This is a genomic window from Microbacterium sp. K41, from assembly GCF_004794395.1.
Lineage (GTDB): Bacteria > Actinomycetota > Actinomycetes > Actinomycetales > Microbacteriaceae > Microbacterium > Microbacterium sufflavum.
Window position 1 is genome coordinate 65,387 of sequence record NZ_SSDO01000526.1, and the last position, 24,583, is coordinate 89,969.

Here is a 24,583-nt window from a genome sequence, read left to right on the forward strand (position 1 = left end):
ACGCGAAGCGCGTTGGGTTAGGCATGTCGGGACCATGCCCCTCGCCTTCAGCCGACGGTCGGTTGCTGAGTCGAGACGAGAGAAGTAGTCTCACAGGACCAGACCTGGTGTCTCATCGGAACGACGTGAAGTCGTTGTTCTCAACCGTTCTGATACATGAGACACCTCGGAAAACATACTTAGCTCCACCAGGTCGCTGTCACAGACGAAGCCCCCGTGTTCCTCATGAACACGGGGGCTTCGTCGTTCCGAGACCAGCTAGTCGGCGTCGGTGCCGTCGTGAGCCTCCACGTCGTCGTCGCCGGTGGGTGGCACCGTGGGCGGTTCGCCCTTGTTGTCCTCGGCGCCGAGGTTGTCGTTCTCGTCGGGCCCGGGGGAGGATTCGGTGCTGATGTCGTTGCGGTGGCTGTCGCTGCTCATGCGCGTTCCTTTCTGGGTGACTTCCTCCAGCCTCTCCTCCCGGAGGATCGGGGGCCAGACGGTTGACAATGCGACCACGCGCGGCCCAGGGAGCAGACGCGGAGGAGGGCATGCCGCAGGAGACGCCGGCGCAGCCTATATTGAGGCCGTGACGATGACCCCGCCCACGCCCGCCGACGGACTCACGCGCGCCCAGGTGGCGGAACGCGTCTCGACGGGCCGAACGAACGCGTTCACGGCCGACACGAGCCGGAGCGCCTGGAGTATCGTCCGCGCGAACGTGTTCACCATCTTCAACGGGATCGTGTTCGCGTGCTTCTTCGTGCTGTTCGCGATCGGGCGGTGGCAGGATGCCCTTTTCGGTCTCGCCGCGTTCTCCAACGCGATCATCGGCTGCGTGCAGGAGTTCCGAGCGAAAGCGGCCCTCGATCGCCTCGCCCTGATGAACGCCCCGCGTGCGCTCGTCCGACGGGACGGTGCCGAGACGGAGGTGGTCCCCGGCGATGTGGTGCTCGACGACGTGCTCGTGCTGCGTGCCGGCGAACAGGTCCCGGCCGACGCCACGGTCACGCAGTCCCGCGGGCTGCAGATCGACGAGTCGATGCTCACCGGCGAGTCGGACCCGGTCGAGAAGCACCCGGGCGATGAGGCGCTGTCGGGGGCGGTCGTCGTCGCCGGCGAAGGGCTCGCCGTCACCACCCGCGTCGGGGCGGACTCGTACGCGAACCGGTTCGCGGGTGAGGCGCGGCGGTTCTCGCTGGTGGCGAGCGAGCTCCGGTCGTCGATCGATCGCGTCCTCACCTGGGTGGGCTGGATCATCGGTCCCGTCGGGCTCCTCGTGCTGAACGCGCAGATCATCGTGACCGGCGGCTATGCGACGGCGTTCAGCTCAGGCTCGTGGCAGCAGGCGGTGGTCAACACGATCGCCGCGTTGACCGCGATGATTCCGCTCGGCCTCGTCTTGATGACCAGCATCGCGTTCGCGGTCGGAGCGTCGCGGCTCGCGCGTCGACAGGTGCTGGTGAACGAGCTGCCGGCGGTCGAGGGGCTCGCTCGTGTCGACGTCGTGTGCCTCGACAAGACCGGCACGCTCACGGTGGGCGACATCGTCTTCGACGCCGAGCACACGATCGGCGGCGCGTCTCCGTCCCGTGCAGACGAGGTGGCCGCCGTGCTGGCCTGGTATGCGGCAGCTCCGGACGCGAACTCGACGGCCCGTTCCCTGCGCGCCGACCACCCGGTGCGCGCACCGCTGCACGTCCGCGGAGACATCCCGTTCTCCTCGGCGCGCAAATGGAGCGCCACGGTGTTCGAGGAGGTCGACGGCACCTGGGTGATGGGGGCACCGGAGATGATCTTCGGCGACGAGGCCACCTCGAGCAGCACCGAGCTCGGCCGCACGGTCACGAGGCTCGCGGAGAGCGGGCGCCGCACGCTGGTCCTCGCGCGGGCGGAACAGCCGCTGTCCGAGTCGGAGATCGCCGAGGAGCGCCTGCCCGCCGGACTGGCCCCCGTCCGCGTCCTCACCTTCCGCGAACAGGTGCGTCCTGACGCCGCGCAGACGCTGGAGTACTTCCGCCGCCAGGAGGTGGCCATCCGCATCATCTCCGGAGACAACCCGCGGACCGTGGCGGCGATCGCGCGCGAGGTCGGACTCGACGTGGAGGAGGGGTTCGACGCGCGGGAGCTCCCCGACGACGATGCCGAGCTCGCCCGACTCCTCGACAGCCAGCAGGTGTTCGGGCGGGTGACGCCGGAGCAGAAGAAGCGCATGGTGACCGCGCTGCAGAGCCACGGACACACCGTCGCCATGACCGGAGACGGGGTCAACGACGCCCTGGCGATCAAGACGGCCGACATCGGGATCGCCATGAACTCCGGCTCGCCGGCGACGAAGGCCGTCGCGCGCCTCGTCCTGCTCGACGGGCAGTTCTCCCACCTGCCCGACGTCGTGGCCGAGGGGCGGCAGGTCATCGCGAACATCGAACGCGTCTCGATGCTGTTCCTCACCAAGACGGCGTATGCGACGACCCTCGCCGTCGTGTTCGGTGCGCTGATCCTGGCCTTCCCGTTCCTCCCGCGCCAGCTGTCGATCACCGACGGCCTCACCATCGGGATCCCCGCGTTCTTCCTGGCGCTCATGCCGAACGCCTCGCGCTACCTCCCCGGCTTCCTGCGGCGATCCCTCAGCTTCGCGATCCCGGCCGGCGTCGTCGTGGCGGGCGGCCTCACCTGGTACGACGCTGTCGCGCGCGGTCTCGGCGTCTCCGAGGAGCAGCTGCGTACCGGCGCGACCGTGATCCTCGCGATCGTCGGCATCTGGGTGCTGGCGGTGCTGGCGCGGCCCCTCAATCGCTTCAAGGTCCTCGTGGTGGGCGCCATGTTCGTGCTGCTCGTCGGCATCTTCAGCCTGCCGCCGGCGCGCAGCTTCTTCGCCCTGGTCGATCCGGGGGAGGAGCTCGCGCTGGCCCTCACCGGGATCGTCACGGTGATGATCGCCGCGATCGAGATCATCCGGTTCGTCCATCGCCGCGTCGTCGTCGATCGTGTTCGCCCGAGCGGCGACCGCACCGGCGAACCCGAGCGCGCCGCTCAGGCTGCCCGCGGCAGCACCGTGGGGCGGGTCCTCACGAATGGGGTCGCGGCCCTCGCCTATGTCTTCGGCCTGCTCGCCACGGCGTTCGGTGTGCTGGTGTTCCTCTCGCGCTACGAGGGGACGGTGGGACGGACGGCGTTCTCGCTCCTCGGCGCATCGATCGCCCTGTTCGGGCTCCTGGTGCTCGCGATCGCGGCGGGCGTGCGGCGGGGCAGCGGGTTGTCGCGCCTGTTGCTCACGATCGTGCTGACGCTCGCCATCGCGGTCAGCGTCGCGGTGCTGCTCGCGGGGGATCGCTGGGACTGGGGTGCCGGGATCACGGGGCTGGTCGCGGGCGTGCTCGTGACCCTGCTGTGGACGCCGCCGACGACGCACCGGTTCGGGCGCATCCGCGACAGCTCGATGGGGCGCGGTCGCCCCTGAGCGGCCGCGGTGCCCTCAGTCCGCCCAGTCGACGAGCAGCAGGCTCTGGCGGGTGTCGGCGAACTTCACCCAGCCGTCGCCGAAGAGGTAGGTCATGCCGTAGCCGTCCTCATCGGTTCCCATCGAGAACTCCGGGTCCTCCGTGACGTACACGCCCTCTTCCGACTCCTCGCGCTGCCACCCCTCGGCGAGCAGCCCGGCCTGCGCCTCCGCCGCGTCCGCGGCGCTGACGCGGGCCCATCCGTACAGCTGACCGTGGTCCGAGGGCACCGAGAAGTCGGCCCAGAAGCAGAGCAGTCCGTCGGTGAATTCGACGCCCCCGGCCCGGAACTCCTTGCCCTGCGCACTCCAGCCGGCCGACGTCAGCGCGGCGACCGTGCCGTCGGAGATCATCGACTCGCACGTGAGCTCCTCGCCCGTGGGTTCGGGCGCCGGAACGGGGGCGGGGGAGGACGTCTCGACCGTGGTGTCGGCGGTGGCAGGAGGAGAGCGGGTGGGCTCGGCGTGCGGAGCCCCGCTGCAGCCCGCCAGCAGCAGCACCAGCAGCGCGCCGGTGGCGGCGGGAAGGCTGCGGGCGGTCATGGGGGTCCTCGGGATCGCGGTGGCGGTCAGGCGTCGTGCAGGAGCGCGAGGAGGTCCTGGTGAAGGACTCCGTTGGTGGCGAGTGTCGAGCGGGCGGAGATCGTCTCGCTGCCTTCGAAGGACGTCATCCGGCCGCCGGCTTCGCGCACGATCGCCACGGCGGCCGCGATGTCATACTCCTTCACATCGAACTCGGCCACCATGTCGAGGCGGCCCTCGGCCAGCAGCATGTAGGCGTACACGTCGCCGTAGGCGCGGTCCCGCCAGACCCGGTCCGACAGTCGCAGGAGGGCGTCGAGGTGCCCGGCGTCCCGCCACTGAGCGATGCTCTGGAAGCTCACGCTCGCGTCATCCAGGGAGGACACGGCGGAGACCGTCAGTCGTCGTTCCTCGCCGTCCACGGCGGTCCACGCGCCGTCGCCGGCGGCCGCCCACCAGCGTCGTCCCAGCGCGGGCATGCTCACCACCCCGACCTGGGGCACCCCGTCGACCGCCAGAGCGATCATGGTGCCCCACAGTGGCACGCCGCGCAGGAAATTCGCCGTCCCGTCGATCGGGTCGATGATCCACTGTCGGTCCGTGGCCCCCTGTGCGCCGAACTCCTCGCCGAAGATGCCGTCATCGGGCCGTTCGCTCTCGAGGATGCTGCGCACCGCACGCTCGGTCGCCAGGTCGGCGTCGGTGACATGCGATCGGTCGGCCTTGGTGGAGATCTCCAGATCCGCGGCGTCGAAGCGCGGCAGAGATTGGGCGTCCGCCGCGTCGGCGAGCCGGAGGGCGAGGGCGAGGTCGGCGCGCAGGTCGGTCGCGGCAGGGGGCTGAGTCACGCTCCCAGGATAGTGGCGGTGACCTGCGGCCCTGAGTGACCATCGGCCACCGTGGCTGCGTCCCGAGGTGTACGCGTGTGCTTGGCGCGCCCGGGCGGCACACGATTTCGTCGGCGGCTGATCGGCTGGTAATGTAATTCCTCGGTCGGGGTTATCCCGGGCCACGCACCTCTAGCTCAATCGGCAGAGCAACTGACTCTTAATCAGTGGGTTCAGGGTTCAAGTCCCTGGGGGTGCACCACGCAGAAGCCCTCGATCCGTGCTCCACGGTCGAGGGCTTCTCTCGTACGGTGCTCGTCCGGTCGACGGCGTGCGGTCAGGCGCGCCGGACGGACAGCATCTGCCAGCCCTCCGGAACCTTGGCCTCGAGCGACGACATGTCCTCCGCCTCGATCTGCTCGACGCCGTCGACCCGGCGGAACGTTCCCGTGGCCTCCATCTTCGCCTCGCCCTTCAGCATCCGCACCGGTGCGGATGCCAGGTCGAACCCGGGCTGCGCGTGGGCGGCCAGCTGTGTGCGCACATCCTCGAGGGACGTGCCGACGACGTCGGCGGTGGCGCTGCCGAGGGGGCGGATGAGGGCGATGAGCATCCTCCCAGCTTAGGAGGCGCGCGACGGGTCAGAGGTCCCAGTCGAGGGCGGATCGCAGATCGACGGGAGGAGGCGCATCCGTGGTGCTCCGCCGCAGGTACACCGCCACGCGAGAGTGCGCCGTGATCAGCACACTCGTCAGACTGTCGCCGGTGGCGAGATCGACGAAGGTCGGCTCGGAACGGGCCGCAGCCTCGATGCGCGTCATGAGGTCAGCCACGTCGGTGCTGGACGGGAGCACGAAGTCGTGCCCATCGATCTCGATGTGCGTCGTGGTCGTCTCGGTGTTCCCCATGCGGTCCACGGTAGGCAGGGCTCACCGAGGCGGCAAGAGGGGTTGAACCAGCCTGCGCATCGTGTTACGGGGGTCACGCCGGGGCGAGGACCGCTTCGCGATCCGTCGGTGCCTGCTCTGCGGGCTCGGACACCAGGTACAGCCCGGTGGGGGCGTTGGCCGTGAACGCGAGTGCGTCGACCCAGGCCCGGTTGACGGCCGGCTGACGGCTGCCGCTGTACTTGAAGACGAGCGAGCTGCCCGCGTGCACCCATACCGTGGTGCGTCCGCCGCCGATGCTGGCGTCTTCCCGCCAGGTGAATCCGAACGGCTCCCCACGGCGGAGCTTCGCGGTCATGACGAGCTGGACGTGTGTGAGCGCCCGATCCTCGATCTCGACCTTCACGCTGTTCTCGTACACGAAACGACCCATGACCTGCTTCCTGTTCCGCCACAGAAACCTGTGCCAAGAGGCGCAACCAAGATGATCACTGGTGTGGTGTTCCTCTACGGTCTCACACATTCGAGGAACCGGATACCCCGGTCGGCGACAGGGGCGTCTCAGGCGACGGGATCGAGGAGGGTGGGGTCGGACGGGTCGAGCGTGCGGGTGTTGCTGACCTTGCGGTCCACGATGCGCCCACGGATCGTGGCGGCGACATCCGCCGAGCTATGGTCCAGCATCGCCAGCGCGTCGAGCTTCGCCTGCCCGGTCAGCTTGTCCGGGCTGAGCCAGGTGTCCCACGTGTCCGGCGTCAGGAAGGCCGGCATGCGGTCGTGGACCTCGCCGCTCGCGTCCCTGGCCTCCCTGGTGACCACGACGAAGCATCGCACCCGCTCTCCCTCGTGCTCCATGGACCACGTCAGTCCCGCGGCGGCGAGCAGGCCGTCGGCGTGCAGGAAGTGCGGGGTCTTCCGCCCCTTCTCGCCGGTCCACTCGAAGTAGCCGCGCATCGGGACGATGCACCGGGCCGCGGAGAACGCGGGTGCCCAGAACCCGGCCGCCAGCTTCTCCATCCTGGCGTTGATGAGCGGCGCGCGCTGGGGGCGGTTGGGCGGGCTCTGCCAGTCCCAGCGGACGAGCTCGAGGATGCGGCCCTCACCGCGGTCGCGGACGATCGGTGCGTTCTCGGTGGGGGCGATCGAGTAGGCGCCGTGCCACGACTTCCACCAGTCCTCGGGACGGCCGCCCTCGGCGACGAACTCGCGGATCAGCTCGTCGGTGGTCGCATCGTTCGCGAATCGTCCGCACATGTCTCACCCTCGCAGATCCGTGTCCGCCGATGCCCCGCGCACCGGACTCGATCGTCCCATCATGCTGCACGGGGTGCGCGGGTGCACGGCCCTGGATGCACGGAGCCCGGATCAGGCTCCGGCGACGTCGATCACGGTGCCGTGCGTGAGCTGCTCCAGTTCGGCGAAGGTGAGGGGCATCACCGTGTGCGGGTGCCCCGCGGCAGCCCAGATCTCCGGGAACGCCGTGAGTGCGCGGTCGAGGTAGGTCGGCAGCGGTGCCGGGTGCCCGACCGGTGCCACGCCGCCGATCGCCTGACCTGTCGCCTCCCGCACGACGGACGCCGGCGCCATCGAGACGTCCGTGGCGCCGACACTGCGCGCCAGGACGCCGAGGTCGACCCGGTGTCCGCCGCTCGTCATCACGAGCACCGGGTCACCGTCGGCGAGGAACACCAGGCTGTTGGCGATCGCGGCGATCTCGCAGCCGATGGCGGCCGCGGCCTCCGTCGCGGTTCGAGTGGAGTCGGGGAGGACCCGGATCTCCGCATCGACACCCGACTCGACGAGGTGCTGATGCACCAGGCGGCTGCGTTCGGGAAGCGAGGGCGCGTCGGTCATGGCACCACGGTAGTGGAGGCGCTCAGGCCGCGTCGCCGACGACGATGGCCTGGGCGTCCTCCGCCGCGGGGTCAGCGGGCTCGTCGTCGATGTGCGCGAGGGCACGACGGCCGAGGAACACGGTGAGCGCGGCGAGGAGCACCGCGACCGCCGCGAACAGGTACGGAACGGTCGCGCTGAACAGGTGCCACAGGAGTGCCGCGATCGGCGGAGCCATCGCGCCACCGAGGAAGCGGACGGCCGAGTAGGCGGACGATGCGACCGAGCGGGGCAGATCGGTGGCCTCCATCACGGCCTCGGTCAGCACCGTGTTCATGATGCCGAGCAGCAGGCCGCCCACGATGATGCACGCCACGAGCGCGGCGGCGCTGTCGACGACGAGTCCGGCGACCACGAGGTCGATCGCCAGCAGGGGCAGCACGACCAGGATGATCCGGGTGCGGGGCATGCGCCGCATCAGCACGGGTGCGACCCACACGCTGGTCACCGCGAGCGCGACACCCCAGCCGAAGAAGGTGAAGCCGATGCCCATCGCGCCGAAGCCCAGGGGGAACGGCGAGAACGCCAGCAGCACGAAGAAGCCGATGTTGTAGAACAGCGCGGCGACGGCGAGGATCGCGAGCGCGGGACGACGGAGTGCCGTGAACGGCGCGGAGAACGGAACGGGCGTGCGCTTCTCGCTCGGGCCGCGCAGCAGCAGGGACACCGCGATGAACGCGATCGCCATGAGCACGACGACACCGAAGAAGGGGCCGCGCCAGCTCTGCTCGCCGAGGATGCCGCCGAGCAGCGGACCCACGGCGATGCCCAGACCCAGGGCTGCCTCGTACAGCACGATCGCCGCGCCGCTGCCGCCCGAGGCTGCCCCGACGATGGTCGCGAGAGCCGTGGAGATGAACAGCGCGTTGCCGAGGCCCCAGCCCGCCCGGAACCCGATCACCGCGTCGACGCTGCCGCTCAGGGCGCAGAGCAGAGCGAACACCACGATCAGCGCGAGACCGACGAGGAGCGTCGCTTTGGCGCCGATACGGCTGGAGACCCAGCTGGTGACGAGCATCGCGAGGCCGGTGACGAGGAGGTAGCTGGTGAACAGCAGCTCGGTCTCGACCGGTGACGCCTCGAGCGACTCGGCGATGGCAGGCAGGATGGGGTCGACCAGCCCGATGCCCATGAACGCGACGACGCAGGCGAACGCGACCGCCCACACCTGCGCGGGCTGCCTCCAGACGGACGGGGTCGATGCGGCGGTGGTCTGGGTCACTGGTGGTCTCCTGCTCTGTCGGCGGTGGTGCGCTCGGCGAGGATCCGGGCCGCGCGGGTGAGCGCTGCCCAGTCGTCGTCGTCGAGGTCTGCGAATCGCGGGGCGATGGTGGAGCGGAACTCCGCCCTCCACTCGTCCACGGCTGCCGTCCCGGCCTCCGTGATGGCGACCGTGATCGCCCGGGAGTCGTCGGGATCGGGGGAGCGGTGCACGAGCCCCTCGCGTTCGAGGGTGCCGATCAGCCGCGTCATGCCCGGCTGGGTCGTGCGCGCCGCCGCGGCCAGCTCGCCCACGCGACGGGGCCCCGTCTGGGTGAGCAGGCTGAGGACGCGCCACTGTGCCGCCGGGGCGTCGTTTCCCGCGTCCTGAGCGGCGATCCGGCCGAGCGCGTACCCGGAGAGCACGAGCGACGGGATGACATCCACGCGATTCATACCAGCCAGTATATATCGCTTGGTATGTATACGCGTCAGCGGCGGGCGTTCGCGATCCGCGCCGAGAGCTGATGGGCGTGCGCCAGCAGGATGCGGCCCAGCTCGGCCTGGCGATCCGGTCCGAACCGGAAGGCCACACCGGTCAGGCTCAGCGCCCATTCCGGGCGCCCCGCGCGATCGAACACGGCGGCGCCCAGGCCCCAGCTGCCCTCCACGATGAGACCGGGGTTCACGGCGTACCCGCGCTCCTTGGTCTCCGCCAGTCGCGCACGCAGGGGAGCCCGCCCGTGGGCGCGACCCCAGCGGGTCTCCAGGTCGGGGTGGCGTTCGAGATAGGCATCCACATCGTGGTCCGGCAGGAAGGACAGGATCGCCAGGCCGGCGCTCGCGACACCGAGGGGGAAGCGCACCCCCTCGCTCAGGACGAAGGAGCGGATCGGGAACGAGCCCTCCTCGCGCAGCAGGCAGACGGTCTCGTCGGCACGGCGCACCGAGAAGAACGCGCTCTCCTCGGTCGTGACGGCGAGCGAGCGCACGATGTCGCGCGCGAGGCCGGTCACGTCGTAGCGCGCCGCCGCCACGGATCCCATCAGGAACAGCTCCGGCCCCGGCATCCAGCGCGCGCTGTCCGTGTCACGGTCGACCAGGCCCTCCACGCGGAGGGCGGTGAGCAGCCGATGCGCCGTGGAGCGCGACAGCCCCGAGGCGCGAGCGAGCTCCTGCAGCGTCGCGCCCTCCGCCCCGGACGCGGTGACCAGGCGCAGGAGCCCGGCCGCCCTCGCGATCGCCTGGGCCCCGGGCACGCTTCGAGACGTCGATTCCACATTGTGGACGGTAGTCGGCCTGCGGGCCACATCACAAGACCGTGCTGGCGTGGTCGCACCCGCCGGGCGGATCCTGGAGGAGAGCACGGAACCGAAGGAGCAGACGTGATCGACAAACACTGGGAGTCCGCCGCCGCGGCCGTCGCGGACATCCCCGACGGCGCCTCTCTCGCGGTCGGCGGGTTCGGCCTCTCCGGCAATCCGATCGCCCTGATCGAGGCTCTCCTCGCCCAGGGCACGACCGACCTGAGCATCGTCAGCAACAACTGCGGCGTCGACGACTGGGGGCTCGGCATCCTCCTCGCGGCGCAGCGCATCCGGAAGATGACCTCGTCGTACGTGGGGGAGAACAGGGAGTTCGAGCGCCAGTTCCTCAGCGGCGAGCTCGAGCTCGAGCTGACGCCCCAGGGCACGCTCGCGGAGAAGCTGCGTGCCGGCGGTGCGGGTATCGCGGCGTTCTTCACGCAGACGGGTGTGGGCACACAGGTCGCGGAGGGCGGCCTGCCGCGCCGCTACCACCCGGACGGCTCCATCGCGGTCGCATCGCCGGCGAAGGACGTGCGCACCTTCGACGTGGGCGGGGAGCCGAGGGAGTTCGTGCTGGAGGAGGCCATCACCACCGACTTCGCCCTCGTGCACGCCGCCCTGGGCGACCGTCACGGCAACCTCGTCTTCACCAAGGCGGCGCGCAACTTCAACCCGCTCGCGGCCATGGCCGGACGCATCTGCATCGCGCAGGTGGAGCGGCTCGTGGAGCCCGGCGACCTGGACCCCGACGCGGTGCACCTGCCCGGGGTGTTCGTGCACCGCATCGTGGAGGTCGGCACCGACATCCCCAAGCGCATCGAGCGACGCACCGTCGCGGCGGAAGGAGCCTGACATGGCGCTCACGCGAGACCAGATGGCAGCCCGCGCCGCCGCCGAGCTGCAGGACGGCTCCTACGTGAACCTGGGGATCGGGCTGCCCACGCTCGTGCCCAACCACGTGCCGCCCGGCGTGACCGTGGTGCTGCAGTCCGAGAACGGGATCCTGGGGGTCGGGCCCTACCCGCGCGAGGAGGAGGTCGACCCCGACCTCATCAACGCGGGCAAGGAGACCGTGACGACGCTCCCCGGAGCGGCTTTCTTCGACTCCGCCCTCAGCTTCGGCATGATCCGTGGCGGGAAGATCGACGCCGCGATCCTCGGTGCCATGCAGGTGTCGGCCGCGGGCGACCTGGCGAACTGGATGATCCCGGGCAAGATGGTCAAGGGTCCGGGCGGCGCCATGGACCTCGTGCACGGCGCGGGCAGGGTCATCGTGCTGATGGAGCATGTGGCGAAGGACGGGTCGGCGAAGATCGTCGACGACTGCTCCCTCCCGCTCACCGGCCGCGGAGTGGTCGACCGCATCATCACCGACCTGGCCGTGATCGACGTGACGCCCGACGGCCTGGTGCTCGTCGAACTCGCCCCCGGTGTCACGATCGACGAGGTCGCCGCCGCCACGGAACCGCCCCTCAGCCTCTCCCCGGAACTGCAGGACGGAAGGACCCCCACCCATGACTGACAACCACATGGTGACGGACGACGACGTGGTCATCGTCGCCGCCGCGCGCACCCCGCAGGGCCGGCTCAAGGGTCAGCTCGCCGCGTTCACCGCGCCGCAGCTGGGCTCGTTCGCGATCCGCGGCGCTCTGGAGCAGGCACACGTCGACCCCGGCGACGTGGATGCCGTGATCGTCGGACAGGTGCTCGCCGCCGGCTCGGGACAGAACGCGGCCAGGCAGGCGGCGATCGGCGCGGGGATCGGCTGGGACGTGCCGGCGCACTCCGTGAACAAGGTGTGCCTGTCCGGGCTGACGGCCGTGATCGACGCCGCCCGCATGATCCGCACCGGCGACGCCGAGGTCGTGGTGGCTGCGGGCATGGAGTCCATGACCAGGGCCCCGCATCTGCTGATGGGGTCGCGCGACGGCTGGGCGTACGGCACCGTCGAGGTGCTCGACCACCTGGCCTACGACGGCCTGACCGACGCGTACGACCGCGAGAGCATGGGGGCGTCCACCGAGCGGCACAACGAGCGCTTCGGCCTCACGCGCGAGGCTCAGGACGCGGTCGCCGCGCTCTCGCACCAGCGGGCCGCCGCGGCGCAGGAGTCTGGCGTGCTCGACGCGGAGATCGTGCCGGTCGAGGTGCCGCAGCGACGCGGTGAGCCGCTGCGCGTCACGAGGGACGAGGGCGTGCGCCCCGACACCACCGTGGAGTCGCTGGCCGGGCTGCGCGCCGCGTTCGCGGAGGGCGGCAGCATCACCGCGGGAAACTCCTCGCAGATCTCCGACGGCGCCTCGGCCGTCGTCGTGGCGACGCGGCGCATCGCGGAGGCGAAGGGCTGGCCCGTGCTGGCGACCGTCGGCGCGAGCGGGCAGACCGCTGGGCCGGACAACTCGCTGCAGGCGCAGCCCGCACGGGCGATCGAGCGCGCGTGCGAGAAGCAGGGCATCACGCCGGCGGATCTGGACATCGTGGAGATCAACGAGGCGTTCGGTGCGGTCGTCGCCCGGTCGCAGACCGAACTGGGTCTCGACAGCGACATCGTCAACGTGCACGGGGGCGGGATCGCGATCGGCCACCCGATCGGAGCGTCAGGGAACCGCCTGGTCGTGCACGCGGCTCACGAGCTCGTGCGACGCGGGGGCGGCACGGCCGCGGTCGGGCTGTGCGGCGGCGGCGGGCAGGGCGAGGCGCTCATCCTCACCCGGTGAACGACCGCGGGCCGTGGGGGCGCGTCAGGACCGCTTGTCCTGGGCGTGCCCCTGCGCGTCGGCGAGGGCCTTCTGCGACCGGAACTGCAGCCGCTGCGCCTTCTTCGACTTCTTGACGGACTGCGGGGAGTCGGCGTCGACCGGGACGCCGTGGCGCTCGCGACGCATGTCGACCACGGCGCCCACCGCGAGTGCCATCGTGATGCCCCAGCTCACCCACGACAGGAGCGAGCGCCAGGTGATGGGTTCGTTGCGGGTGCCGCGCAGCAGCGAGATCCCTGCCGAGATCGCGGCGACGAGTCCGGTGCTGAAGAGGTAGCGCATGCCCCTACGCTACCCGCCGCCCTCCGTCCCTCGCCCTGCCTTGACAACGCGAGGGCGGTGCTGGCAGGGCGCCCATGCAGGCGGGGTCGTTATCATGGGGGAGTCGCGGGTCACCCGCGGCCGCACACACCGTGTATCTACCGGCCGCCGGCCTCTCCGGCGGACAGCGGCGGCACCCGACATCGCGTCATCGACGCGCGAGAGCCATGACACACGTCACCGTCACCCCTCCTGCCCGCGCCCACGAGCCGAGCCTCTTCCGCCTCGCCGGCCTGCCCTACTTCCTGATCGCGTTCATCGCGCGACTGCCGTTCGCCATGATGGTCGTCGGCGTGCTCACCGTGGTGGTCTCGGCCCGCGGCTCCCTCGCCCTCGGCGGACTCACCTCCGCCGCGGTCGGCCTGGGGACCGCCTGTTTCGGGCCGCTCCTGGGCGCCGCGGCCGATCGGTTCGGTCAGCGCGCTGTGCTTCTCGTGCTCGCGGTCGGCAACGCCGCCATGCTGCTGCTGTTCACCGCGGTCGTGTACGGCGAGGCCGCCGACGGGTTCGTCCTGCTCGCCGCGGTCGGCATCGGGGCGACGGCGCCCCAGGTGGCCCCGCTGTCCCGCTCGCGCCTGGTCACGCTGATCGTGGAGCGGATGCCGGAGGAGCGCCGCACCAGGACCGTGTCCGGAACGATGGCGTACGAGTCGGCGGCCGACGAGACCGTGTTCGTGTTCGGGCCGTTCCTGGTCGGCATCCTCGCGTCTGCTCTCGCGCCCTGGGCCCCGCTGGTGGGCGCGGCGGTCCTGACGCTGGTCTTCGTGGGAGCCTTCGCCCTGCACCCCAGCGGTCGCCAGGTGTCGCAGGACCGCGACGCGGACGGCCGTGCTCCCTCGGCCGTGTCCGAGCTGTTCCGCCCGCGACTGCTGATCGTGGTGCTCGGCATCCTGGGCGTCGGACTGTTCTTCGGCGCGATGCTCACCTCGCTCACGTCGTTCATGGCCGACCGCGGTGCGCCGGAGCAGGCCGGGCTGCTGTACGGCGTGATGGGCGTGGGATCGGCGGCGCTCGCCCTGGGCGTCGCGTGGCTCCCCGCCCGTTTCACGCTGCGGGCGCGGTGGCTCGTGTTCTCCGCGATCCTGCTCGCGGGCACGCTGCTCCTCGGGGTCGTCGACAGCCCCGCGGCCATGATGATCGCGCTGGCCGTGATGGGCATCGGCATCGGCCCCACCCTGGTCACGCAGTACAGCTTCGGTGCGGCACGCAGCCCACGCGGTCGGTCCGCGACGGTCATGACGATGCTCGGATCCGGTGTCGTCGTGGGTCAGTCCATCGGCGCGGCCGTGGCGGGCGAGCTCGCGGAGAGCGCGGGAACCGAGGCCGCGCTGGTGCTGCCCATGGTCGCCGCAGCCATCGCGTTCGGCGCGGGTGTCGCGAACTGGGCCCTCAGCGGCGTGACGCATCGACGCGCGCCCGTCAAGCCCTGAGCGCAGATCGGCGAGCGCCGCGGTTCCTCGATAGCCTGGATGAAACCCCCAAGGAGCTCTCCGTGACCGCTGCTGACTTCGTCGTCGTCGCCAACCGCCTACCCGTCGACCGGGTGGTGGGCCCCGACGGCGAAGAGACATGGCGCACCTCGCCGGGCGGTCTCGTGGCCGCCCTCGAGCCCATGATGCGCCGTGTGCACGGCGCCTGGGTCGGCTGGCCGGGGCAGCCCGACGTCGCGTTGGACCCGTTCGAGGCGGACGGCATCGATCTGATCCCCGTCGCACTGAGCGCGGAGGAGGTCGCCGACTACTATGAGGGCTTCGCGAACGACACCATCTGGCCGCTCTACCACGACGTGATCGCGCCACCCCAGTACCACCGCGAGTGGTGGGAGGCGTACGTGACGGTGAACCGGCGCTTCGCGGAGGCGGCCGCGGCAGCCGTGGCGGAGGACGGCACCGTCTGGGTGCACGACTACCAGCTGCAGCTCGTACCGCAGATGGTGCGCGAGCTGCGACCCGACGTGACCATCGGCTACTTCCACCACATCCCGTTCCCCGCGCACGGCCTCTATGCGCAGTTGCCCTGGCGCGACCAGGTGCTGCGCGGCCTGCTCGGGGCGGACGTCATCGGCTTCCAGCGGGCGCAGGACGCGACCTACTTCCTCACGGCGGTGCGGCGTCGGCTGCGCTATGAGGTCAAGGGAGCCAACGTCGCCGTACCCGAGGGCGGCGAGACCAGGACCGCGCTCGCCAAGGCGTTCCCGATCTCCATCGACACGGCGCCGTACCTGGAGCTCGCCGCGCGACCGGACGTCCGGGCGAGGGCGGCCGAGATCCGCGCGAGTCTCGGCAACCCCAAACGGATCCTGCTCGGGGTCGACCGCCTCGACTACACCAAGGGCATCGGTCACCGGATCAAGGCCTACGGCGAGCTCCTCGAGGACGGGCGCCTGGCCGTCGAGGACGTCACGCTCATCCAGGTCGCCAGCCCGAGCCGCGAGCGCGTGGACGCCTACGCCCACCTGCGCGACGAGATCGAGCTCGCGGTCGCCCGCATCAACGGCGACCACGACACGGTCGGACACTCCGCCATCCGCTACCTGCACCAGGGCTATCCCCGCGAGGAGATGGTGGCGCTCTACCTCGCGGCCGACGTGATGCTCGTGACCGCGCTCCGCGACGGCATGAACCTCGTGGCCAAGGAGTACATCGCGACGCGGACCGACAACCACGGCGTGCTGGTGCTGAGCGAGTTCACGGGTGCCGCCGACGAGCTGCGCCAGGCCGTCCGGGTCAACCCGCACGACATCGCCGGGCTCAAGGACGCCATCATGGAGGCCGTCGAGATGTCGCCCGCCGAGCAGGCGCGCCGCATGAGGTCGCTGCGGCGCCGCGTGCTCGATAACGACGTGAACGCCTGGTCGACCTCTTTCCTCGACGCCCTCGCCGCGGTACGCGGTCGCTGAGCTCGCCCGATACCCGCACCTCGAACGGAGAACCCGTGACGCGCCCCTGGACCCCCGGAACCGCCGACGCCGACCTGACCGCGCTGGCCGCGACCCCCCGGCTCGTGGTGGCCCTCGACTTCGACGGCACGGCCTCGCCGCTCGTCGTCGACCCGATGGCCGCCAGGGCCCATCCCGCGGTCGCCACCCAGATCGCCCGGCTCGCCGCGATGCGCGACACCGTCGTGGCCTTCGTCTCCGGCCGCAGCATGCACGACCTGCGTGAGATCACCGAGCACACGGACGACTCGGTGATCGCGCTCGCGGGGTCGCACGGCGCACAGTACTGGTTCCCCGGCGAAGGCGCGGCGGATGCGCCGGGTGCCCCCACGGCGGACGGTGCGCGCGAGGAGCTGTGGGCGGCCGCGCAGCCGATCATCGACCGCTACGAGGGGGCGGAGCTGGAGCCGAAGACGTTCGGCATGGGGGTGCACACGCGCCGCGCCGACCGCGAGACCGAGGAGCGCGTGTTCGCGGAGATCGACGCGCTGGTCGCCGAGCGGTTCCCGCACTGGCGTCGCCGGGCGGGTCACCGGGTGCTGGAGTTCTCGTCCCGAGCGGAGGGGAAGGATGCGGCGATGGCCGCGCTGCGTGAGCGCTTCGATGCCACGGGCATCCTCTTCGCGGGCGACGACGTGACCGATGAGGACGCCATGCGCGTGCTCGGCGAGGGCGACCTCGGCGTGCGCGTCGGCCCGGGGGAGAGCGCCGCGGCCCTGCGGGTGGATTCCCCGGAGCAGGTGGGCGCCCTGCTGGAGACGCTCGCCGACGAGCGGCAGGTCGCTCTCGGGGGCTGACCCTCCGGCTCCCGCTGCGCGCGTGTGGACACCCCACAACAGATCGCCGCGCTTCTGGAGCCCGCGTGCGGACGAACGGGTGCTCGCGCAGGAATAGACTCTCGTCATGTCCTCGCATGATCCCTCCTCCAGCGCGCCCATCGACATCAAGCCCCGCAGCCGCGTCGTCACCGACGGCATCGAGGCCACGACCTCCCGCGGCATGCTCCGTGCCGTCGGCATGGGCGACGAGGACTGGGACAAGCCCCAGATCGGCATCGCGTCCAGCTGGAACGAGATCACGCCGTGCAACCTGAGCCTCGACCGTCTGGCGCAGGGCGCGAAGGAGGGCGTGCACTCCGGCGGCGGCTACCCGCTGCAGTTCGGGACGATCTCGGTGTCGGACGGCATCTCGATGGGCCACGAGGGCATGCACTTCTCGCTCGTCTCGCGCGAGGTCATCGCCGACTCGGTCGAGACCGTGATGATGGCCGAGCGCCTCGACGGCTCCGTGCTCCTCGCGGGCTGCGACAAGTCGATCCCCGGCATGCTCATGGCCAGCGCCCGCCTCGACCTGTCCAGCGTGTTCCTCTACGCCGGATCGATCGCGCCGGGGTGGGTCAAGCTCTCGGACGGCACCGAGAAGGACGTCACGATCATCGACTCGTTCGAGGCGGTCGGCGCGTGCCGGGCCGGTCTCATGAGCGAGGAGGACCTCAAGCGCATCGAGTGCGCGATCGCTCCCGGTGAGGGGGCGTGCGGCGGCATGTACACCGCCAACACGATGGCGTCGGTCGCCGAGGCGCTCGGCCTCAGCCTTCCCGGCTCGGCTGCTCCGCCCGCGGCCGACCGCCGTCGCGACTACTTCGCGCACCGCTCCGGCGAGGCCGTGGTGAACCTGCTCCGCCAGGGCATCACGACCCGCGACATCCTCACGAAGGAGGCGTTCGAGAACGCGATCGCGCTCGCGATGGCCCTCGGCGGCTCCACGAACGTGGTGCTCCACCTGCTCGCGATCGCCCGCGAGGCCGAGGTCGAGCTGAGCCTGCACGACTTCAACCGCATCGGCGACCGCGTGCCGCACGTGGCCGACATGAAGCCGTTCGGCAAGTACGTGATGAACGACGTCGACCGTCACGGCGGCATCCCCGTCATCATGAAGGCGATGCTCGACGAGGGCCTGCTGCACGGCGACGCGCTCACCGTGACGGGCAAGACGCTCGCCGAGAACCTCGCCGACCTCGACCCGCAGCCGATCGACGGCGAGGTCATCCACACCTTCGACAACCCCATCCACGCGACGGGCGGCCTCACGATCCTCCACGGCTCGCTCGCCCCGGAGGGTGCCGTGGTCAAGACCGCCGGATTCGACGCGGCCGTGTTCGAGGGACCGGCGCGTGTGTTCGAGCGCGAGCGTGCGGCGATGGACGCGGTCGCCGAGGGCTCGATCGAGCCGGGCAGTGTCATCGTCATCCGTTACGAGGGCCCCAAGGGCGGACCGGGCATGCGGGAGATGCTCGCGATCACCGCGGCCATCAAGGGCGCTGGGCTCGGAAAAGATGTACTACTCTTGACGGACGGACGATTCTCAGGCGGCACAACCGGCCTGTGCATCGGCCACATAGCACCCGAAGCGGTGGACGCTGGTCCCATCGCCTTCGTGCGCGATGGTGATCTGATACGGGTCGATATCGCAGCTCGCTCTCTCGACCTACTCGTCGACGAGGCGGAGCTCGCCTCCCGCCGCTCTGGCTGGGAGCCGCTTCCCCCGCGCTACACCCGAGGCGTTCTTGCCAAGTACTCGCGCCTCGTGCGGTCCGCCGCCGAGGGAGCGACCACCGGCTGACCCGGATGCATCGGCATCCGGCGTCCTCCACAGTTCACCAGAAGGAAAGTCATGACTGCTGACACCGTCTCGGCCGTGCCGAGGCCGCCCGCCCGTTCATCCGCCCCGGAGATCACCGGTGCCGAGGCCGTCGTGCGCTCGCTCGAGCTGCTCGGCGTCACCGACGTCTTCGGTCTCCCCGGTGGCGCGATCCTGCCGGTGTACGACCCGCTCATGGACGCGTCGCAGCTGCGCCACATCCTGGTGCGCCACGAGCAGGGCGCCGGTCATGCGGCCGAGGGGTACGCGTCCGCGTCGGGCAAGGTCGGCGTGTGCATCGCCACCTCCGGTCCCGGCGCGACGAACCTCGTCACCGCGATCGCCGACGCCTACATGGACTCGGTGCCGCTGCTGGCGATCACCGGCCAGGTGTTCTCGACCCTGATGGGGACGGACGCGTTCCAGGAGGCCGACATCGTGGGCATCACGATGCCGATCACGAAGCACTCGTTCCTGGTGAAGGACGCGGCGGACATCCCCGGGGCGATCGCGGCCGCCTACGAGATCGCCGGCACCGGTCGTCCCGGTCCCGTGCTCGTGGACATCACGAAGGATGCGCAGCAGGCGGTCGCCCCGTTCGTGTGGCCGCCCAAGATCGACCTGCCCGGCTACCGCCCGGTCACCAAGGCGCACGGCAAGCAGATCCAGGCCGCGGCCGCCCTGCTCGCCGAGGCCAAGAAGCCGGTGCTGTACGTCGGCGGCGGCGTCGTGCGCGGTCGTGCGGCCGCCGAGCTGCTGGAGCTCGCGGAGTCCACGGGCGCCCCCGTGGTGACCACACTGATGGCCCGCGGCGCCTTCCCCGACTCCCACGCGCAGCACCTGGGCATGCCCGGCATGCACGGCACCGTTCCGGCGGTGCTGGCGCTGCAGGAGGCCGACCTCATCGTGTCGCTCGGCGCGCGCTTCGACGACCGCGTGACGGGCAAGGCGGCGCTGTTCGCTCCGCACGCCAAGGTCGTGCACGTGGACATCGACCCCGCGGAGATCTCGAAGATCCGCACGGCCGATGTGCCGATCGTGGGCGACGTGCGTGACGTGCTGACCGACCTCGACGCCGCATTCCGCGGTGCGACGGGTGGCGCGAAGCCCGACATCGAGGAGTGGTGGTCGTACCTCGACGGCCTCCGCAACGAGTTCCCGCTCGGCTACGCGCCGACGACCGACGGGCTGCTGGCGCCGCAGTACGTGATCCAGCGCATCGGCGAGCTCACCGGACCGGAGGGCATCTTCGCCTCGGGCGTGGGGCAGCACCAGATGTGGGCCGCGCAGTTCATCAAGTACGAGCGCCCGAACGCGTGGCTCAACTCCGGGGGAGCGGGCACCATGGGCTACTCGGTCCCCGCGGCGATGGGGGCCAAGGTCGCCGAGCCGGAACGCCAGGTCTGGGCGATCGACGGCGACGGCTGCTTCCAGATGACCAACCAGGAGCTCGCGACCTGCGCGATCAACAACATCCCGATCAAGGTCGCCATCATCAACAACTCCTCGCTGGGCATGGTGCGCCAGTGGCAGACGCTGTTCTACGACGGCCGTCACTCCAACACCGACCTGAACACCGGCCACGGCACGGTCCGCATCCCCGACTTCGTCAAGCTCGCAGAGGCGTACGGCTGCCTCGCGATCCGTGTGGAGAAGGAGGAGGAGGTCGACGCGGCCATCCAGCTCGCTCTCGACACGAACGACCGCCCCGTGGTGATCGACTTCGTGGTGAGCGCCGACTCCATGGTGTGGCCGATGGTGCCGCAGGGCGTCAGCAACAGCTATGTCCAGTACGCGCGCGACCACGCGCCCGCCTTCGACGAGGAGGACTGAGCCATGTCGACCCACGTGCTGAGCCTGCTGGTGGAGAACACCCCCGGCCTGCTGACCCGTGTCGCGGGGCTCTTCGCCCGCCGCGGCTTCAACATCGACTCCCTCGCGGTCGGCGTGACGGAGGTGCCGGGGATCTCCCGCATCACGGTCGTCGTCGACGTCGAGGAGCTTCCGCTCGAGCAGGTCACCAAGCAGCTGAACAAGCTGATCAACGTGATCAAGATCGTCGAGCTCGACCCGACCACCTCGGTGCAGCGCGAGCACATGCTCGTGAAGGTGCGCACCGACAACGCCACCCGGTCGAACGTGATCGAGGTCGTGAACCTGTTCCGCGCGTCGGTCGTCGACTACGCCTCCGACGCCCTGGTGATCGAGGTCACCGGCGACAAGGGCAAGGTCGAGGCGCTGCTGCGTGCGCTGGAGCCCTTCGGCATCAAGGAGATCGCCCAGTCCGGTCTCCTGGCCATCGGCCGCGGCGGCAAGAGCATCACCGAGCGCGTCCTGCGCGGCTGACCATTCCCCACTCTTCCGAACCACAATCAAGGAGAAACACACCGTGAGCACCGAGATCTTCTACGACGACGACGCCGACCTGTCCCTGATCCAGAGCAAGAAGGTCGCGATCGTCGGCTACGGCTCGCAGGGTCACGCCCACGCGCAGAACCTGCGCGACTCGGGCGTCGAGGTCGCGATCGCCCTCAAGGAGGGCTCCAAGTCCGCCGCGAAGGCGGAGGAGGCCGGCTTCCCGGTCAAGACCGTCGCCGATGCGACCGAGTGGGCCGACGTCATCATGATCCTCGCGCCGGACCAGCACCAGCGCACGATCTACAGCGAGTCGATCGCCCCGAACCTGACCGCGGGCAAGACCCTCGCGTTCGCGCACGGGTTCAACATCCGCTTCGGCTACATCGACGCCCCCGAGGGTGTCGACGTGATCCTGGTCGCCCCGAAGGCGCCCGGTCACACGGTGCGCCGCGAGTTCGTCGCCGGTCGCGGCATCCCGGACATCATCGCCGTCGAGCGCGATGCATCGGGTCACGCCTGGGACCTCGCGCTGTCGTACGCCAAGGCGATCGGCGGCACCCGGGCCGGCGTCATCAAGACCACGTTCACCGAGGAGACCGAGACCGACCTCTTCGGTGAGCAGGCCGTGCTCTGCGGTGGCATGAGCCACCTGGTGCAGGCGGGCTTCGAGACGCTCGTCGAGGCCGGGTACCAGCCGCAGATCGCCTACTTCGAGGTGCTGCACGAGCTGAAGCTCATCGTCGACCTGATGTGGGAGGGCGGCATCGCCAAGCAGCGCTGGTCGATCTCCGACACGGCTGAGTTCGGCGACTACGTCTCCGGACCGCGCGTGATCGACGAGCGCGTCAAGGAGAGCATGAAGGGCGTGCTGTCCGACATCCAGTCCGGCGCGTTCGCGAAGCGCTTCATCGAGGACCAGGACAACGGCGCCGAGGAGTTCCTCGCGCTGCGTGCCAAGGAGGAGCAGCACCCGATCGAGGCCACCGGCAAGGAGCTGCGGTCGCTGTTCGCCTGGAAGCAGCAGGACGAGGACTACGTGGACGGCAGCGCCGCGCGCTGAGTCGATCGTCGAAGGAACGGGCGTCCCCTCGGGGGCGCCCGTTCTGCGTTTCCCGACCTCGTTCGTCCGTCAAACATCGGATGTCTATGCCAGGATGGGAGGCATGCGACAGGAATGGTTTGATCACGCCCGCTTCGGGATGTTCGTGCACTTCGGGCTGTACAGCGGCGCGGCGCGGCACGAGTGGGTGCAGAACTATGAACGCCTCACCGACGAGGACTACCGCCCGTACTTCGACAACTTCGACCCCGACCTGTTCGACGCGGCCGCCCTGGCCAGGACGGCCAAGGAGAGCGGGATGGGCTACGTCGTGCTCACGACCAAGCACCACGACGGCTTCTGCCTGTGGGATTCCGCACTCACGGATTTCACGTCGGTGTCGGCCGTCGGGCGCGACCTCGTGCGCGAGTACGTCGACGCGCTCCGCGCCGAGGGGCTCAAGGTGGGGCTGTACCACTCGGTGATCGACTGGCACCACCCGGACTTCACGGTGGACTGGAACCACCCCCGCCGCGACGACGAGAACGCGCACGCGCTCAACGAGGGTCGCGACATGTCGCGGTACCGCGCGTATCTGCACGGGCAGGTGCGCGAGCTGCTGACCGCGTACGGCGACATCGACTACCTGTTCTTCGACTTCACCTACCCCGAGGAGAAGGACGGCTGGCCCGGCAAGGGGCCCGAGGACTGGGACGCCGAGGCGCTGCTTGCTCTGTGCCGCGAGCTGCAGCCGGAGATGCTGGTGAACGACCGCCTGGGCATCCCCGCCGACTTCGTCACCCCGGAGCAGTACCAGCCGACCGCGCCATTCCTGCGCGACGGCGAGCCCCTGGTGTGGGAGGCCTGCCAGACCCTCAACGGATCGTGGGGATACCACCGCGACAACACCGATCAGAAGTCGCCGACGCTGCTGGTGCAGATGCTGGTCGACTCGGTCTCGATGGGGGGCAACATGCTGCTCAACATCGGTCCGGACGGCCGCGGGGCGATCGCGCCGCGGGATGCCGGGACGCTCGCGGAGATCGGGGAGTGGATGCGGCTGCACGAGCGCGCGGTCATCGGTGCAGGGCACGCCCCGTTCACCCCGCCGCGCGAGGGCGTGTACACGCTGCGGGGCGACCGCCTCTACCTCAGCCTGTTCAGCTGGCCGCTCGGGTTCGTGCACCTTCCCGGGCTCGCCGACCGCGTGACGTACGCGCGCCTGCTGAACGACGGCTCGTGGCTGCGCACCTCGGTGTCCGACCCCGAGCAGCAGGCGGATCTGATGACCCCCGCCGGCGAGGCCGAGGGGACGCTTACGGTGCATCTGCCCGTGCGTCGTCCCGACGTGCTGGTGCCGGTGATCGAGCTGCGCCTGCGCGCGGACTGAGCGGGCGGTGGCGGCGGCTCAGGCCGTCGCCACCGGGATCTCCACGCCTTCGAGCGCCAGCCGCGCGGAGCCGTACAGGATCGCGTCCGCGCCCGTGGTCGCCGCCTCGATGCGCAGGCGCTGCGTGGCCAAGGGGTGGCAGGCCTCGTAGACCCGGCTGCGGACGGCCGCGATGAACGGCTCCGAGGCGCTCATGCTGCCCGTCAGGAACACGGCGTGCGGGTTGAAGAAGTTCACGACACCGGAGAGCGCCTGACCCAGGTGCGTGCCCGCCGTGCGGACGAGCGTGGTCGCGACGGGATCGGCGTCGCGCGCGAGCGTGAGCACGTCGGCGGTCGTGGCGACGGCGGTGTTGCCGCGCTCGTGCATCTGTCGCACGAGGCTGGCACCGCTGGCCACGGTCTCCAGGCATCCGGTGTTGCCGCACGAGCAGGGGATGTCGCCGCTGCCGTCGATGCGGGTGTGGGTGATGTCGCCCGCCGCGGCCGTCGCGCCGCGGTGCACGTGACCGTCGACGATGATGCCGCTGCCGATCGCGGTTCCCGCCTTGACGGTGATGCTGTGCTGTCCGTGACCGAGCTGCTCCCGATGCTCGCCGAGCGCCGCGAGGTTCGCGTCGTTGTCGACGACGACCGGCACGCCGTAGCGCTCGGCGAGGTGCTCGCCCACGCGGAAGCCCGGCCATCCCGGCATGCGCGAGGGCTGGTCGACGGATCCCGTGGCGATGTCGACCGGGCCGGGGAGACTGACCCCGATCGCGTGCACCCTGGTGTCCGCCACGAGGCGGTCGAACACCTCGGCGACCCGCGCGAGCGTGGCCTCCGGGCCGTCGGCGACGTCGATCGCGATCGTCTCGCTGTCGAGCAGCGCGCCGCTCAGGTCGTGCCGTCCCACGCGGGCGTGCTTTCCGCCCAGGTCGGCGGAGAGCACGAGACCGTCGGAGGCGATCTGCAGCACGCGGGGCCGGCGACCGCCGCGCGAGGTGCCGGCTCCGGCCTCCTGCAGCACGCCGGCGTCGAGCAGC

At 70.5% G+C, this 24,583-nt stretch carries 25 protein-coding genes and 1 tRNA gene; 13 read left to right on the top strand and 13 right to left on the bottom strand.

The genetic code is table 11. From position 1 onward, the window contains the following. Positions 1-258: 258 nt before the first annotated feature. Complete coding sequence (locus DW309_RS19815) at positions 259-420, bottom strand: hypothetical protein (protein ID WP_168387320.1); 162 nt, start codon at positions 418-420, stop codon at positions 259-261. Positions 421-574: 154 nt separating this feature from the next. Between DW309_RS19815 and DW309_RS18320 the strand changes: the two genes are divergently transcribed. Beyond that, positions 575-3,439 carry an HAD-IC family P-type ATPase gene (locus DW309_RS18320; RefSeq protein ID WP_136046212.1) on the top strand — a complete coding sequence of 955 codons (2,865 nt, stop codon included), beginning with the start codon at positions 575-577 and terminating at the stop codon, positions 3,437-3,439. Between the two features lie 15 nt (positions 3,440-3,454). Here the strand turns inward: DW309_RS18320 and DW309_RS18325 are convergent, their stop codons facing one another. Both DW309_RS18325 and DW309_RS18330 read right to left on the bottom strand, forming a co-directional pair. After that, complete coding sequence (locus tag DW309_RS18325; RefSeq protein ID WP_136046196.1) at positions 3,455-4,021, bottom strand: hypothetical protein; 567 nt, start codon at positions 4,019-4,021, stop codon at positions 3,455-3,457. 26 nt (positions 4,022-4,047) lie between these two features. Further along, on the bottom strand, positions 4,048-4,848 hold the full coding sequence (locus DW309_RS18330; RefSeq protein WP_136046197.1) for an inositol monophosphatase family protein: 801 nt from the start codon (positions 4,846-4,848) through the stop codon (positions 4,048-4,050). A 165-nt stretch (positions 4,849-5,013) separates the two neighbouring features. Between DW309_RS18330 and DW309_RS18335 the strand changes: the two genes are divergently transcribed. Next, a tRNA-Lys gene (locus DW309_RS18335) sits at positions 5,014-5,089 on the top strand. Positions 5,090-5,164: 75 nt separating this feature from the next. On the opposite strand, the gene DW309_RS18340 is transcribed toward DW309_RS18335, so the two are convergent. From DW309_RS18340 to DW309_RS18375, 8 genes are all read right to left on the bottom strand, one after another. Further along, positions 5,165-5,440: a hypothetical protein gene (locus tag DW309_RS18340; RefSeq protein WP_136046198.1), complete on the bottom strand. Its 276-nt coding sequence runs from the start codon at positions 5,438-5,440 to the stop codon at positions 5,165-5,167. 28 nt (positions 5,441-5,468) lie between these two features. Further along, positions 5,469-5,735, bottom strand: a complete 267-nt coding sequence (locus DW309_RS18345; RefSeq protein WP_136046199.1) for a hypothetical protein — start codon at positions 5,733-5,735, stop codon at positions 5,469-5,471. 73 nt (positions 5,736-5,808) lie between these two features. Next, positions 5,809-6,147 carry a DUF7882 family protein gene (locus DW309_RS18350; protein WP_136036733.1) on the bottom strand — a complete coding sequence of 113 codons (339 nt, stop codon included), beginning with the start codon at positions 6,145-6,147 and terminating at the stop codon, positions 5,809-5,811. A gap of 128 nt (positions 6,148-6,275) precedes the next feature. Further along, positions 6,276-6,968, bottom strand: a complete 693-nt coding sequence (locus DW309_RS18355; RefSeq protein ID WP_136034978.1) for an SOS response-associated peptidase — start codon at positions 6,966-6,968, stop codon at positions 6,276-6,278. 111 nt (positions 6,969-7,079) lie between these two features. After that, positions 7,080-7,568 carry a YbaK/EbsC family protein gene (locus DW309_RS18360; RefSeq protein WP_136046200.1) on the bottom strand — a complete coding sequence of 163 codons (489 nt, stop codon included), beginning with the start codon at positions 7,566-7,568 and terminating at the stop codon, positions 7,080-7,082. Positions 7,569-7,590: 22 nt separating this feature from the next. Beyond that, positions 7,591-8,829 (bottom strand): MFS transporter, encoded by a 1,239-nt coding sequence (locus DW309_RS18365; RefSeq protein WP_136036736.1) that lies wholly within the window; start codon positions 8,827-8,829, stop codon positions 7,591-7,593. Beyond that, entirely contained in the window at positions 8,826-9,263 is a 438-nt protein-coding gene (locus tag DW309_RS18370) for a MarR family winged helix-turn-helix transcriptional regulator (protein ID WP_136034971.1), read from the bottom strand. Before DW309_RS18370 ends, DW309_RS18365 begins: the two co-directional genes overlap by 4 nt. A gap of 35 nt (positions 9,264-9,298) precedes the next feature. After that, a complete protein-coding gene (locus DW309_RS18375) occupies positions 9,299-10,066 on the bottom strand; it encodes an IclR family transcriptional regulator (protein WP_372490590.1) in 768 nt (255 codons plus the stop codon). Between the two features lie 126 nt (positions 10,067-10,192). Between DW309_RS18375 and DW309_RS18380 the strand changes: the two genes are divergently transcribed. The 3 genes from DW309_RS18380 to DW309_RS18390 are packed head-to-tail and all read left to right on the top strand — an operon-like array spanning position 10,193 to position 12,831. After that, the gene (locus tag DW309_RS18380; RefSeq protein ID WP_136046202.1) at positions 10,193-10,966 is read left to right on the top strand and encodes a CoA transferase subunit A; all 774 of its coding nucleotides are present in this window, start codon (positions 10,193-10,195) and stop codon (positions 10,964-10,966) included. A gap of 1 nt (position 10,967) precedes the next feature. After that, entirely contained in the window at positions 10,968-11,636 is a 669-nt protein-coding gene (locus DW309_RS18385) for a CoA transferase subunit B (protein WP_205812858.1), read from the top strand. Next, positions 11,629-12,831 carry an acetyl-CoA C-acetyltransferase gene (locus tag DW309_RS18390; protein ID WP_240744681.1) on the top strand — a complete coding sequence of 401 codons (1,203 nt, stop codon included), beginning with the start codon at positions 11,629-11,631 and terminating at the stop codon, positions 12,829-12,831. Before DW309_RS18385 ends, DW309_RS18390 begins: the two co-directional genes overlap by 8 nt. A gap of 24 nt (positions 12,832-12,855) precedes the next feature. Here DW309_RS18390 and DW309_RS18395 read toward each other — a convergent pair whose 3' ends face one another. Further along, positions 12,856-13,155 carry a hypothetical protein gene (locus DW309_RS18395; RefSeq protein WP_025103262.1) on the bottom strand — a complete coding sequence of 100 codons (300 nt, stop codon included), beginning with the start codon at positions 13,153-13,155 and terminating at the stop codon, positions 12,856-12,858. Positions 13,156-13,361: 206 nt separating this feature from the next. Between DW309_RS18395 and DW309_RS18400 the strand changes: the two genes are divergently transcribed. From DW309_RS18400 to DW309_RS18435, 8 genes are all read left to right on the top strand, one after another. After that, the gene (locus DW309_RS18400) at positions 13,362-14,624 is read left to right on the top strand and encodes an MFS transporter (protein ID WP_136046203.1); all 1,263 of its coding nucleotides are present in this window, start codon (positions 13,362-13,364) and stop codon (positions 14,622-14,624) included. A 62-nt stretch (positions 14,625-14,686) separates the two neighbouring features. Further along, positions 14,687-16,093 carry an alpha,alpha-trehalose-phosphate synthase (UDP-forming) gene (locus tag DW309_RS18405; protein ID WP_136046204.1) on the top strand — a complete coding sequence of 469 codons (1,407 nt, stop codon included), beginning with the start codon at positions 14,687-14,689 and terminating at the stop codon, positions 16,091-16,093. Between the two features lie 35 nt (positions 16,094-16,128). Next, positions 16,129-16,929, top strand: a complete 801-nt coding sequence (otsB, locus tag DW309_RS18410) for a trehalose-phosphatase (RefSeq protein ID WP_136034961.1) — start codon at positions 16,129-16,131, stop codon at positions 16,927-16,929. Between the two features lie 106 nt (positions 16,930-17,035). After that, positions 17,036-18,754: a dihydroxy-acid dehydratase gene (ilvD, locus tag DW309_RS18415; RefSeq protein WP_136036741.1), complete on the top strand. Its 1,719-nt coding sequence runs from the start codon at positions 17,036-17,038 to the stop codon at positions 18,752-18,754. A 51-nt stretch (positions 18,755-18,805) separates the two neighbouring features. Further along, a complete protein-coding gene (locus DW309_RS18420; RefSeq protein ID WP_136034957.1) occupies positions 18,806-20,605 on the top strand; it encodes an acetolactate synthase large subunit in 1,800 nt (599 codons plus the stop codon). A 3-nt stretch (positions 20,606-20,608) separates the two neighbouring features. Continuing rightward, a complete protein-coding gene (ilvN, locus tag DW309_RS18425; RefSeq protein WP_136036742.1) occupies positions 20,609-21,118 on the top strand; it encodes an acetolactate synthase small subunit in 510 nt (169 codons plus the stop codon). Positions 21,119-21,161: 43 nt separating this feature from the next. Beyond that, positions 21,162-22,190, top strand: coding sequence for a ketol-acid reductoisomerase (gene ilvC, locus DW309_RS18430; protein WP_136046205.1), 1,029 nt, complete (start codon positions 21,162-21,164; stop codon positions 22,188-22,190). A 94-nt stretch (positions 22,191-22,284) separates the two neighbouring features. Further along, a complete protein-coding gene (locus DW309_RS18435; protein ID WP_446724770.1) occupies positions 22,285-23,559 on the top strand; it encodes an alpha-L-fucosidase in 1,275 nt (424 codons plus the stop codon). A gap of 18 nt (positions 23,560-23,577) precedes the next feature. Here the strand turns inward: DW309_RS18435 and DW309_RS18440 are convergent. Beyond that, positions 23,578-24,583 (bottom strand): ROK family protein (locus DW309_RS18440; protein WP_136046207.1); only part of this gene is annotated, 1,006 nt, incomplete at its 5' end.